The 12,644-nt window shown below is 65.5% G+C and carries 10 protein-coding genes and 1 pseudogene; 8 read left to right on the top strand and 3 right to left on the bottom strand.

Translation table 11 applies throughout. The features are described from left to right. Window positions 1–347: 347 nt before the first annotated feature. The gene (locus L1080_RS36445) at window positions 348–941 is read right to left on the bottom strand and encodes a TetR/AcrR family transcriptional regulator (protein ID WP_250773672.1); all 594 of its coding nucleotides are present in this window, start codon (window positions 939–941) and stop codon (window positions 348–350) included. 203 nt (window positions 942–1,144) lie between these two features. On the opposite strand from L1080_RS36445, the gene L1080_RS36440 reads away from it, so the two are divergent. The 3 genes from L1080_RS36440 to L1080_RS36430 all read left to right on the top strand — a co-directional run bounded on the left by L1080_RS36440 (window position 1,145) and on the right by L1080_RS36430 (window position 3,827). Next, window positions 1,145–1,369 carry a hypothetical protein gene (locus L1080_RS36440; protein ID WP_250773670.1) on the top strand — a complete coding sequence of 75 codons (225 nt, stop codon included), beginning with the start codon at window positions 1,145–1,147 and terminating at the stop codon, window positions 1,367–1,369. Window positions 1,370–1,429: 60 nt separating this feature from the next. After that, window positions 1,430–1,606 carry a hypothetical protein gene (locus L1080_RS36435; protein ID WP_250773668.1) on the top strand — a complete coding sequence of 59 codons (177 nt, stop codon included), beginning with the start codon at window positions 1,430–1,432 and terminating at the stop codon, window positions 1,604–1,606. 382 nt (window positions 1,607–1,988) lie between these two features. Beyond that, window positions 1,989–3,827, top strand: coding sequence for an FAD-dependent oxidoreductase (locus tag L1080_RS36430; RefSeq protein ID WP_250773665.1), 1,839 nt, complete (start codon window positions 1,989–1,991; stop codon window positions 3,825–3,827). Window positions 3,828–4,771: 944 nt separating this feature from the next. Here the strand turns inward: L1080_RS36430 and L1080_RS36425 are convergent. Beyond that, window positions 4,772–5,173 carry an SPW repeat domain-containing protein gene (locus tag L1080_RS36425; RefSeq protein WP_308202177.1) on the bottom strand — a complete coding sequence of 134 codons (402 nt, stop codon included), beginning with the start codon at window positions 5,171–5,173 and terminating at the stop codon, window positions 4,772–4,774. A gap of 427 nt (window positions 5,174–5,600) precedes the next feature. After that, window positions 5,601–5,983: pseudogene (locus tag L1080_RS36420) on the bottom strand (4-hydroxyphenylacetate 3-hydroxylase N-terminal domain-containing protein); the annotation flags it as partial. Window positions 5,984–6,261: 278 nt separating this feature from the next. On the opposite strand from L1080_RS36420, the gene L1080_RS36415 reads away from it, so the two are divergent. The 5 genes from L1080_RS36415 to L1080_RS36395 all read left to right on the top strand — a co-directional run bounded on the left by L1080_RS36415 (window position 6,262) and on the right by L1080_RS36395 (window position 12,562). Continuing rightward, window positions 6,262–7,014: an SDR family NAD(P)-dependent oxidoreductase gene (locus L1080_RS36415; RefSeq protein ID WP_250773663.1), complete on the top strand. Its 753-nt coding sequence runs from the start codon at window positions 6,262–6,264 to the stop codon at window positions 7,012–7,014. Window positions 7,015–7,130: 116 nt separating this feature from the next. Next, window positions 7,131–8,171, top strand: coding sequence for an LLM class flavin-dependent oxidoreductase (locus L1080_RS36410; protein WP_250773660.1), 1,041 nt, complete (start codon window positions 7,131–7,133; stop codon window positions 8,169–8,171). Then, window positions 8,168–9,805 carry a long-chain-fatty-acid--CoA ligase gene (locus tag L1080_RS36405; RefSeq protein WP_250773658.1) on the top strand — a complete coding sequence of 546 codons (1,638 nt, stop codon included), beginning with the start codon at window positions 8,168–8,170 and terminating at the stop codon, window positions 9,803–9,805. Before L1080_RS36410 ends, L1080_RS36405 begins: the two co-directional genes overlap by 4 nt. Window positions 9,806–9,875: 70 nt before the next feature. Continuing rightward, window positions 9,876–11,840, top strand: coding sequence for an LLM class flavin-dependent oxidoreductase (locus tag L1080_RS36400; protein WP_250773656.1), 1,965 nt, complete (start codon window positions 9,876–9,878; stop codon window positions 11,838–11,840). Continuing rightward, entirely contained in the window at window positions 11,837–12,562 is a 726-nt protein-coding gene (locus tag L1080_RS36395) for an SDR family NAD(P)-dependent oxidoreductase (RefSeq protein WP_250773654.1), read from the top strand. The genes L1080_RS36400 and L1080_RS36395 overlap by 4 nt, the downstream gene beginning before the upstream one ends. Window positions 12,563–12,644: the final 82 nt, after the last annotated feature.

Below are 12,644 nucleotides of genomic sequence, written 5' to 3'. Positions count from 1 at the left end.
CGCGGAACGCATCGCAGACAGCGGCCATACCGTTCTCTCACCCAATACCTTCCACCGGCTTTGGCTTGACGCCTGTGAACGCGGTGGCCGATCCGCAGACCCCAATCACCGGGCAACATTCACCGCGTGGGCCCAGGCCGCAGGCGCGGTGGTCGGTGTCGTCCGTGCAGTGCCCACGACAGCTTCTCGCCAGGCCCGCACGGTGATCGGAAATGTCCTCCGGCACAGTGGCGTATGAATGGGCCGGGAACGTAATGCCCGCGACACACAGTTCGCTCCTAATGCGTGCCGAACCGCCTGCCGGGTCATGCTCTAGTGCGGCCGCGGGCTGAGGTGAACGGTGATCCCTACTCGGTCAGGTCAGGCCACAGGGTCCGCAGGAGTCGGTCGGCCCAGTCGCCGGCGACGGTGCCGTGACGCAGCGCCGCGGCGAGGTAGGAGCCGATGATGATGTTGATGGTCTGATCGGTGTCGAGGTCCGCCGGTAGGGCACCGGCGGCGATACCGGCGGCGAGAACATCGATCATGGTGCGGCGGCGGGCGGCGGTGACGGCGCGGAACAGGTCGGTGAACTCGGGGTCCTGATCGGTCAGGATCGCCGCGATCGTCCCCATACCGGCTTGTTCCTCGAGGACCCGGCGGGTGTCGTCGAACATCCACAGCAGTTGCTGCCGAATCGGCAACTCCTCCGGAATGCGGGGGGCGTCCTCGTCCACGGCCGCCGCCAGCGCCGCCCGCAACATCTGCGCCCGGTCCTGGTAGTGCCGGTAGATGGTGGTCTTCGCGACACCCGAGCGTGCGGACACCGCGTCGATGGTGACCCGTTGCGGGCCCTGGGTGCGCAGCAGGTCAAGGGTGGCCGCGATGATCCGGGCAATGCTGCGTTGTCCGCGCAGCGCATAGGTCGGAGCCTGCGGCGATGGACCCTCTGTCGTGGGCATTGTTGTCGCGTCCTCTCGGTCGTGGTCCTGCTTCACTCGGCCCGGCCGGGCGTTTCCCGCCGCCCGGATGAGGTCGGGAAAGACGCTCAGCGAACCTTCAGAAACATTCGCTACGCTTATCGTATCGTAGCGTTACGGTGTGGTGCGACTCCCAGCCGGTGTGACGCCACGAGCGACTCCGCTTTCACAGGAGGAAGCACGAGATGACACCTACATCGGCACCCGAACGAGCACATCGGTCGTTCACAGCGAGCACGCACGACCCCAGCGGCCATGACCCGTGGTCCCCGATGGTGCCGCTGATCGCGGTCGCCGCGGCGGCGCCGACCGCGACATTCACGGCAGTCGTGGCCCACTCCGTGACCACCGGAGCCCTGACCGCGTTACTGATGTTCGCAGCCGTCATTCTGGCTGCCCGAATGATCTGACCGAGCGTGCACGGATGTCGGCCGCAACCGATCCCACCCACCCACAAAGGAATCCCAGCAATGAATCTGCCGAGAACGCCCACCCACACCCTCTATGGGTCCGTCGCCTACGGCGGGTCGATGAGCACCCTCGACATCAAGTCCCACATCGAGGCCATGTTCGACTCGACCCGGCCCGCACCGGACGAACCCGCTGCCCGGAATCCACCCTCTCCGCACCCCACTGAGACCCGGTAACGTCGCGTTCCTCGAAACCTACTCGGGCACAGTACGTTATGTGCGACAGATGCGACTGAACCGAGCGACCGCCATGACGAATGTTGCTCGATCGAGGGTGTCGATCTTTTCGCAGGATCGACACAGGCGGATCCTCGCCCAGTCCATTCGCCCCAAGCAGGGGCGATCGGTCGATGCGCGGCTTGCGAGTCCTCAGCACCTGGGCGGCACGGAGCAGGCACGGCGCCTTCTCCCAGGAACCGCCCGGGGCCGGCAGCCTTCTCAATGCAATGTCTAGAGGAGAGCAAAACGCAAATATAGTTGATCGTTCAATTACATAGGGCGTTGCATCCTGCTGATTCAGCAGGGTTGTGACCGAAAACTGTTTGTACGGAAGGACATCATGGTTAACAGTTCGACTCAGCACAGTGGTTCCATCGGAACCGTAGCCCAGCTGGGAATCCCCCAGGAGGTGGACGTGGCGATCGTCGGGTCCGGCGGCGCCGGCCTGATGGCGGCACTGACCGCCGCCAAGGAAGGCGCACGAGTCCTCGTGGTCGAGTCCCGCGAGATCGTCGGGGGCGCCACCGGGATCTCGGCGGGTGCCGCCTGGATCCCGAACCACGGCTTCTCGACCAAGGCTTTGAAGGTGAACGACGACCTGGACCAGGCCCGACGGTACATCTACGGCCAGGGCCGCGACCAGATCCTCGACCACGATCTGGTGGAGAAATTCCTGGAAACCGGACCGCACGTCGCCCGGTTCATCGAAGAGCACACCCGTTTCGGGTGGATCCCGACGATCTGGCCGGACTACCGATCCGACATCGACGGTGCGTCCGTCGGTCGGGCACTGTTTCCCGGCCCGTACTCCCCGGAGGGACTGGGGAAGGATGCGAAGTTCGTGCGACCGGCCCTGACGACGGGCATGGCCAAGAACCCGCTGCCGTTCTGGCTACTGGGTGGGATCGGCATCGACGACGTCTGGCTCGCCGGACCGGCATTGGTCGGAGCGCTGCTCGAGGCGGGCCTGCGCAACGGTGTCGACGTACGCGTCGAGACGCCCGCGACCCGGCTGATCATGGACGGGTCGGGGGTGCACGGGATCGTCGTCCGGTCGGACGGTGTCGAGCACACGGTGCGCGCCACCAGGGGCGTCCTGCTGGCCAGCGGCGGCTTCGAGAGCTCGACCGACATCACCACCGCCTACCTCGACGCACCCTTCGGCGTGCAGGTCTCCCCCAAGGGCCATGACGGCATCGCGGTGCAGCTGGCCCAGGAAGTGGGCGCCGATCTGACCGGCATGGAGGACGCCTGGTGGATGCCCGGGGTGCAGCTGCCCGGCGAGGAGCTCGAAGGCCGCCCACTCGCGCGGGTGTTCTTGGGCGAACGCGCGCTGCCACACAGCATCATGGTCAACAACAAGGGCGAACGCTTCGCCAACGAGGCCCTGCCCTACGACCAATTCGGACAGATCATGCGCGAGGTCGACCCGGAGACCGGCACCATGCCGAACGCCACGGCGTGGCTGATCTTCGACCACAACTACTGGACGAAATACGGAATCTTCGGCGTCACGCCGGGCGGCGAGGTGCCCGGCTACCTCCACCGTGCCGGCACCCTGTCGGAGCTGGCGAGCAAGATCGGGGTCGACGAGGCGGGGCTGCTCCGCACGGTCGACCGGTTCAATCCCGAGGCAGCACGAGCGCGTGACCCGCAGTTCCACCGCGGTGACACGCTGTTCGACCGCTACTTCGGCGCCTACTCTCCCCGGCTGGGTAAGAACTCGCCCGACGCCCGGTTCCCCGCCGCCACCGCCAAGGCCCGCAAGGGCATCGCCGCGGCGATCGGTCCGATCGTGAGCAAACTCGCCGGGCGGGTAGCGAGGAAAAACGACCCCGAACGTGTCCGTTCCCTCGTGGTCGGGCCCCTGGCGAAGATCATCCGGCCCGTGCTGAACAGCCCGAAGTCGAGCGTGCTGGCACCGGTCGACACCGCCCCGTACTACGCGCTCGAGGTCGAGGCCAGCGCGCTCGGCACCGTGGGCGGCCCGAAGACCGACGCAGCCGGGCGCGCGCTCGACACCGAAGGCAACATCATCGCGGGCCTGTACGCCGCCGGCAATTCCGGTGGCGCACCCACGAAGGGCTTCTACGGAGGCGCCGGCGGGACCATCTCCCTCGGGCTCGTCTTCGGCTATCTGGCAGGACGGGAAGCAGCCAGCCGTCACAAGGACGCCTGAGCAACTCTTCGGTTACCTCGACCGCCGAGACGGCGGTCGAGGTAACCCCCTCGCCGACTCAGCGCAACTGTGACTCCTCCGGAATACGTCCGCCGCAATCACCAATAGCACTCCGCAATCCGTCGACAGTCGGCCACACAGTTTCTGGCAACGAAAGCTCGTCCGAGAACACCAGTTTCACCCGATGAGCACTGGCACCCAATCCCTCACTCCGAATCGGGCGACCGGATCGATCTTCAGATGCACCACCGGGGTCGATTTCCGCTGTATGGATCGTTTTTGGAACGGCCACGGTCCCGCATCAGGTAGCCGACGCGCCGCCCGCACCCCTCCCCGAACCGAAATCACCGGTGGCGGCAGTCCACCCCAGGAAACACTCCCCGAAATACCGCACCCCAAAGGTCACGTTCATCGAGTCCGCCGACCAAACCGGCACTCCGCGAGCAGACCACCCTTGTCGATCACGATGATTGACGGAGCGCTCGGCCGGGGCGCAGCACTCCAGGTTTGCCGACTGCGTTGCGACGGCCCCTGATCGACGACGGGCCGGCTCCTGCAGCAGGGCGAAGACGCGTTCGATCGAAATGTCTTGCAACGGCGGGAGAACTCCTCCGACACAATGTTGATGCTTCGGCATGGAATTCGTCGAACCACCCTGCGGGACCAGCAAAGACGTTTGCTCGACGATAGGTTCGTGATTCACCTGGACGCGGCTGAAATTAACGTCGCTGTTTCGCGAACCTCGACGCACCATCACTCCCCATGGACCGTTCTTGTTCCTCGTAACGCAGTCAACCAATCGGTCAAAGGCAGCGGTCCTGGCGCAGTCGACCGTCGTCGTCGGCGTCCCTGAGGCACACGGCAGGAGGGACATCGACCGATGTCCCTCCTGCCGTGTACAGCGTTCGCGTTCCCGCGACGACCGGCCGCCGCGAGACCGGGCTTCATCGGATCGACGCCTCGTAGCTCGCACGATTGTGCACCTGCACCTGTTCGGTCACGTTGGCCGACTCGTCACTCAGATACGCGCCGCCGCCAACCAGCATGATCAACGCGCCGCAGATCCACGCGGTCCAGGCCGCACCGTCACCGGCGAACAACCCGACCCACGGCGCGATGAAAAGCGCCAACCCCACCACCGACAGCGCCCAGTGATCCTTCGTGGGATCCCGCGCGATCAGCGACCACGCCGCATAGATAGTCACCAACGCACCGAATCCCAGGGTGAGCCCCGCACCAACGGGCGTGGTGTCCGCCCACCACGACGCCGACATCGTGACAACACCGAGGAACATCGCCGACCATCCCGACCACGAATTCCGGATCGTCATTGTTTGGGCCGTCATTGTTCAGGCACCTCCCACATTAAGATACGCTACGGGTATCGTAGCTATGTCAAGTGTAGCGCTCCACGGCCAGGCGATATTCCGTGATGAGATTTCGGCACCGAAAGGCAGACGGTCGACACGACGCCACCACGGCGAGGACATGTCGCCGACACCTTAGCCGTCGCCCGCGGGGATCACGACACCGTGCTGACAATGTGAGCCGGTATGCGGAAGGCTTCGGGGTCGGTAGGTTGGCCGTAGGAGACCATCAGGGCGTGCATGGTGTTCCGTTCTCAGGGCAGTTCTCAGGGTTGGACGGGATGAAGGGCGAAGTCGTAGTGCGTCTCGCGCCCATCTGAGCTGGTTCGAAATCTAGGTCAGGCGGTATTCGGTCTGGGATGACCGTGTCGCCCACCCACGGCTCACGGCTCACGGCTCACGGCTCCGGATTACGGACCATCGAATCAGTGCGTGACCAGAATAGGTTTCGCCAGCCGATCACATCGTCCACGCGGGTCTGCACGCTGCGGAAGCCGCCCGCTCCGGTGGCGTCGAGGGCCTTCATCGGCAGGCCGGCAGTGACGTAGAGCTTCGCAGCGCGACGGGTGCATCTTTGCCGGTGTAGTCCAGCAGGAATCCGGACTACAGGAAGAAGGGCGTCTTGTCGACGTCGCCGTACACGAAGACGTTCTCCCACGGCACGAGAGCTTTACCGAAGACGAGATGGTGTCGTTCTCGTCCATCCGGCTCGTCAGCGGGTAGTCGAACGACGGGCTGCCGATCACGGCGGGCCTATTGGGCGTAGGACTTGCGGCAGACCAGCCTCACGCTTCCGCTGCTCCCGTGCCTGGCGGAATCCTGATTGTAATTTGTTCCAAATGCCGTACAGAAAGATGTGCCCTAGAACACGCCTGCTTCGTATCGTGGCGCTTTAGGCATTGCCAGTCACGTGCACCTGAACGAGGGCTACCCCGCCAGGCGGGGTTCACAGTGCCGAGTCACCCACTGGGCCTTCCCTTTGCGGTGCACCGCGTGTGACTCACGTTTTCGCGGCGAAACTCGACCAGCTCGCGCAAGTTTGCTCACCACATGAGAGAGAGTCAGAGATGTCACTGAACGGAAAGATTGCGATCGTCACCGGTGCTGCACAAGGCATCGGGGAGGCCACCGCGAAACGATTGGCTGCCGAGGGCGCGACGGTGATCGCAGCAGACATCCAGGACACGGCGCGCACGGTGGATGCCATCGTCACCGCCGGCGGCAAGGCCGAGGCGCACGTGCTCGACGTGCGGATCAAGAGCAACTGGGCGGAGACCGGACGCGAAGTGCTCGAGCGACACGGCCGCGTCGATCTGCTCGCCAACGTGGCGGGTGTGGTCAATATGCTCAGCGAGGACAGTGTCGTCGGGCTCACCGAAGAAGCGTGGGACCACGTCATCGGCACCGACCTCAAGGGCGTGTGGCTGGGCATGCAGGCGGTGATTCCGAACATGATCGAGCGCGGCGGTGGACGGATCGTCAACATCTCGTCGATGGCGGCGCTCCGTGGCCTGCCGAATCTCGCATCCTATTCGGCTGCGAAGGGCGGGGTCATCTCCCTCACGAAGCAGGCCGCGGTCGAGTACGGAGACAAGAACATTCTCATCAACGCCATCTGTCCGGGCACGATCGACACCCCGATCCTCGCGGACATCACCGACGAGATGCGCGAAGCGAACGCCAATGCCCACATCGTCCGGCGCCTGGGTCAGCCGTCCGAGATCGCCTCGATGGTCGCGTACCTCATGCGCGAGGGCAGCTTCCTCACCGGCGAGATCTACCCGGTGGACGGTGGCTGGGCGGCCAAGGGCAACTTCTGACGGAGTTTGTGCCCACCGACAAACGTGCTCGCTCCGACCTCTTCTCCGGCCGGGGCGAGCACGCCATTCTGTGATCCACGACATAACCGATGTAACCAAGATCGAGGAGATGCGCCGTGGACGAGCAGCATTGCACTTTCGGCCTGTGGTACGACTTCCGCAATCCGGCGCGGTGGCCGCGTACCTTCACCGACTTCTACGCACAGAGTCTCGAGCAGATTGCGTGGGCCGAGAGCCGCGGAATCGAGTCGGTGTGGCTGACCGAGCACCATTTCATGACAGATGGGTATACCCCGTCGCCGTTCGTGCTGGCTGCCGCAATCGGAGCCCGGACCGAATCGATGCGAATCGGCACGAACCTGATCGTCTCCCCGCTGCACAACCCGATTCGGCTCGCCGAAGATTCCGCGACACTGTCGCTGCTCACGAGTGGTCGCTTCGACCTCGGTGTGGGGCAGGGCTATTGGCAACCGGAGTTCGCCGCCTTCGGTCGAGCTTTGCGCAACCGGCCCAGCCTGCTCGAGGAAGGCATCGATCTGATCCGGCGCGCGTGGTCGGGTGAACCCGCCGAGTTCCACGGCAAACGATTCGACTTCCCAGCGCTCCCGGTCACTCCGCAACCGGAATCCATCCCACGCGTTCTGGTGGGCGCGATGGCCGAACCTGCGATCGAGCGGGCCGCGCGGATCGCAGACGGGTATCTGAGCACGCAGAATGCGCACCACGAGATGTATCTCGATGCCCTCGAGCGCGTCGGCCGGTCGCGGGACGACGGTCGCATCTACGCCGGCCAGTGGGCGGTGGTGGCCGACGACCCCGAGCGCGAATGGGCCCGCATCGGTGAGCACGCTCTGTACCAGATCAACGGATATATCGAGATGGGGGCCTTCGGGCCGCCCGAATCCACTCCCACCTTCGCGACACCGCAGGACCTCCTCGACGCCGGCGCCTTCACGTTGTGGGATGTCGACACCGCCGTTATCGAACTCACGGCGCTGCTGGCATCCCGCCCGCAGATCAAGGACGTGCACTTCTGGGCGCAACTGCCCGGCGAGCCGGTCGACAGCGGCTCGGCGCGCATCGAACTGCTCACCTCTAAAGTGATTCCCCAGGTCCGCGCCGCGGTCGCGACCGCCCGGCAGGAGGTTTCCGGATGACCCCAATACCGTCGCCCGGTTCCAGCAGTCCGCTGGTGATCACCGACTTCCTCTTCCGAGCGCAGGAGCTGTTTTCGGCGAAAACGATCACCCAATATCAGGACGGCGAGAGGACCTTCGAGTACACCTACGGCGACTACGCGGACCGAGTCTTCCGGCTGGCCGCGGCGCTGGTCGACCTCGGGGTCCGGCCCGGCGACCGCGTCGCAACCCTTGCATGGAACCACTACCGCCATCTCGAGCTGTATCTGGCCGTCCCCCTTGCAGGGGCCGTGCTCCACACCGTCAACCTGCGGCTCGAACCCGACGAGATCGCTTACATCGTCGACCACGCCGATGACCGGATCGTCTTCGCCGACACCTCGCTGCTTTCCCTTCTCGACACGGCGCGGGCGCGACGACCCGACATGGCGGTGATCACCACCGACGGCGACGGTGCCGCGCTGCCGAGCCAGGACGGATTGATCGCCTCGGCTCACCCGCTCACCGAGCCGGTGCCTCGGGACGAGAACGACCTCGCGGCACTGTGCTACACGTCCGGGACGACAGGGTCGCCGAAGGGTGTGGGATATTCGCATCGGGCGTTGTACCTGCATACGTTCACGGCGTGCCTGGTCGACGGGCACGCGATCGGTGAGCGCGACACCGTCTGCCATGTCGTGCCGATGTTCCACGCCAATGCTTGGGGTATTCCGTTCGCCGCGTTGATGACCGGAGCGAACCAGGTCCTCCCCGGAGCTCACCCCGCTGTACCGGATATTGTGGCGATCCTTGCGCACGAGCGGGTTACGTACACCGGGATGGTGCCTACCGTGGCGGTCGATCTGGTCCGTCACGCGCTCGCCTCGGGTTCCGACCTCACGTGCCTGCGCGCGCTCGTACTCGGCGGTTCGACCCCGACACCGGAGCTGATCCGCAGCATCGAAGAGGATCTCGGGGTGCGGGCCTATCAGGGCTGGGGCATGACGGAGTTGTCTCCGATGGGCACCTTCGCGCGCCCTCCCCGCTCGGCCGACGGCGATCCGCGGCGGCGTTACGACTACATCCGCCGGCAAGGCCGCTTACTGCCCGGGCTGCGGTGGAAGCTTATCGACGACGACGGTGCTGTAGTTCCGCACAACGGCGTGGACAGCGGTGAGCTCCTCATGCGTGGTCCGTGGGTGGCCGAACGCTACTTCCGCGACGAGCACCCCGAGGCGTTCGTCGACGGCTGGTTGCGGACCGGCGACATCGCGACCATCGACGCCGAGGGCTACCTGACCATCGTCGATCGGGTGAAAGACCTGATCAAGAGCGGCGGTGAATGGATCAGCTCGCTCGCGCTCGAGCAGGCCCTGACGACGATTCCCTACGTCGCGGAGGCAGCGGTGGTCGCGGTTGCGCACGAGCGGTGGCAGGAACGCCCCTTGGCGTTCGTGGCTCCCGAGACCGGGCACGCCCTCGATTCCGCTGGGGTACTGGACTCCCTCGCTGCCCTTGTCCCGCGGTGGTGGCTGCCCGAACGCATCCAGATCGTCGAGTCCCTGCCCCGCACCAGTGTGGGCAAACTGGACAAGAAACGCCTGCGCCGTGCGGTCGCAAACCAGCTGTTTGTGGATTCCCACAACGGGTCTGCGGCGGGTCCTCTTACGTGAGGCGCCGATCACATTAGCGTCGGTCCCATCGGCCCGGCCAGGGGCATCCGCCGTCACGAGGAGGAACACCGTGAAGTTCGGGATCTTTTATGTCCTGGAGTGCCCGGACCACGATTTCGCGCGGGCCTACCGGGAGATGCTCGAGCAGATCTCCTACGCCGAGCGGCTCGGCTTCGACGAGGTGTGGTTGGCCGAGCACCACGGCACCGACTACGGTTCGATGCCCTCGCCGCAGGTCGCCGCCGCGGCGATTGCCGAACGTACCGAGCGGATGCGTATCGGCATCGCGGTGAGCAATCTGACCTTCGACTGGCCGGTGCGCATCGCGGAGGACTACGCGATGGTCGACGTGCTGTCGGGTGGGCGACTCGATTTCGGTGTGGGACGTGGTTACCAGCCGCAGGAATTCCACAACATGGGTGTCGGCGATATACAGGGTGAGAGCCGAGAGGTGTTCGTCGAAGCTCTCGAAATCGTGCGAGGACTGTGGAGCAAGCCGGTAGGCGAGCCGTTCTCCTTTCATGGCAAGCACTTCGACCTCGACAACGTCGACTGCCGGCCCACCCCGGTGCAGCGCCCGACCCCGCCGATCTACATCGCCTCGATCAGTCCCGAGACCCTCGACCTGGCCGCGGACCAGGGCTATAACATGTTGGTCACCCCCACCTTGATGACGATGCCCGAACTGAATGCGTTCGTCGTCGACGCGAAACGCCGGTTGCGCGATCACGGCCGCGACATCCTCGATCTCGATTTCCCGATGAACTGGCAGATCCACCTCGCAGATACCGAGGAGACCGCGGTAGAGAATGCCCGCGACGCGTTGACCTGGTATTTCGACGCGGCCTTGGCTGCGGTTCCCCAGGGCCCGGAGGTGCCGCCGACGTACGAGCGGTACGCCGAGTTGGTCACCGCGACCGACGAGGCCGGCGGAATGACCGTCGAGGGCCTGCGCGATGGCGGCGTCGTCTACGTGGGTGACCCCGACGGGCTGATCCGGCAGATCGACGCCCTGCACGACGAGACCGGCCTGCAGCACCTGATCTGCTGGATGCGTTTCGGCGGACTCGAGCACGAAAAGGTCATGCGCTCGCTCGAACTGTTCGCCGAACACATCATCCCCCGCTTCCGGGACCGCGAACCCGTCGTGCCCCGGGCCCTGCGTGACCACCCGGTGCCCCACATCTCTTCTCATCTGCTCAACCCCACTTCCCTACTCGCACAGGAGGACACCATGGGATTTCTGCCCGTCGAGAACGACCGCAGCATCTACTTCGAACACCACCGCGGTGAAGGTCGGCCGATCGTCCTGGTCCATGGCTGGGGCGCGACCGCCCGCGCCTGGGACACCACGCTCCCGGCGCTGCTTGCCAACGGAAACGAAGTCGTCACCGTCGATCTGCGGTGCTGCGGCCGCTCCGACAAGGACTTCGACGACGTCACGATCGCAGCGTTGGCCTCCGACATCGTCCGGCTCGTCGACCATCTCGGCCTCGATCGACCGGTGGTCAACGGCTGGTCGCTCGGTGGCGCCGTCGCCACCGCGGCGGTCGCGCAGCTCGGCGACCGGGCCTCGGCGCTGGTGCTCACCGGTGGTGCCTCCCCGCGGTACACCGCGACCGACGACTGGCCACACGGTGGTGCGGTCGCCGACGTCGAAGCCGTGCTGGCGTCGGCTGCCGCCAACCGCGCCGAAACCTTCCGCGGGGTCGCCGCCGCGGTGTGCGCCGAGAATCCCGGCGAGGCCGTGCTCGATTCGATCTGGGACATGTTCATGGCGATGGGCCCACGTGGCGACGATTCACTGCGCGATCTGGCCACGGTGGATCTACGCAAGGAAATCGCCTCGCTCGAGGTACCGATCCTGCTGCTGCACGGCCGCGCCGACGCGTTCGTCCCCTTCTCCGCCGCCGAAGCCGTGCCCACGCTAAACCACCGCGCCGAGGTCGTCGAGTTCACCTCCAGTGGCCACGCACCGTTCCTCGAGGAGCGCGATCGCTACCTCGCCGAGCTGACAGGATTCCTGAACCGATGAGCACACCCAAGACCTGGCTGGTCACCGGCGGATCCCGCGGCATCGGTCGCGCCGTCGTCGAGAACGCGACTGCGCGCGGCGACCGGGTCGCAGTGTTCGCCCGCAAGCCTGCCACCGAGCAGTGGACGCACCCCGAGCGGGTCGTGGAGATCCCCACCGATATCAGTGACGCTGCCGCCCTGAGGCTCGCTGTGGACACGGTGTTCGAGACGTTCGGTTCGCTCGGCGTGGTGGTCAACGCCGCCGGCGTGCATCGCGGCGGCCGGATCGGGGACCTTTCGCGTGCGCACTGGGACGAGGTGCTCGCCACCAACCTCACCGGGGCGTTCGAACTCGCCCGCACGGTGGTCCCGCGCCTGGAGGACGGCGCGTCGATCATCAATGTCGGTGCCGTCGTGGGTTTCCGGGGTTTTCCCGGAGATGTCGCCTACGGCGCGGCGAAGGCCGGGCTCAGCGGATTGACGCAGGTGCTGGCCGTCGAGCTGGCCCCACGGGGCATCCGGGTGAATCTGGTGATTCCCGGGGTCGTGGATACCGACATGACCTCGGCGTTGACCGGACGGGCGCGCGAGCGGCTTGTCGGGGCGATCCCGATGGGCCGTACCGGCCGTGCCGAAGAGATTGCGCAGGTCATCGTAGGTGTCGCGGATTCGACCTACATGACTGGCAGCATCGTGGCCACCGACGGCGGGTTGATGAGCTCGTTCAGCTCCCGCTCTTGATCTCCGAGCCGTTGTAGCGGCCTACAACGACCCGAAAGACGGCGTGACCCACACCACAGCGGCCCGGCTACTCTCGACATCA

The organism is Rhodococcus sp. MSC1_016 (assembly GCF_023667485.2).
Lineage (GTDB): Bacteria > Actinomycetota > Actinomycetes > Mycobacteriales > Mycobacteriaceae > Rhodococcus_F > Rhodococcus_F oxybenzonivorans.
The sequence above is the reverse complement of the archived record's forward strand: the minus strand, read 5'-3'. Positions and strand labels throughout refer to the sequence as shown.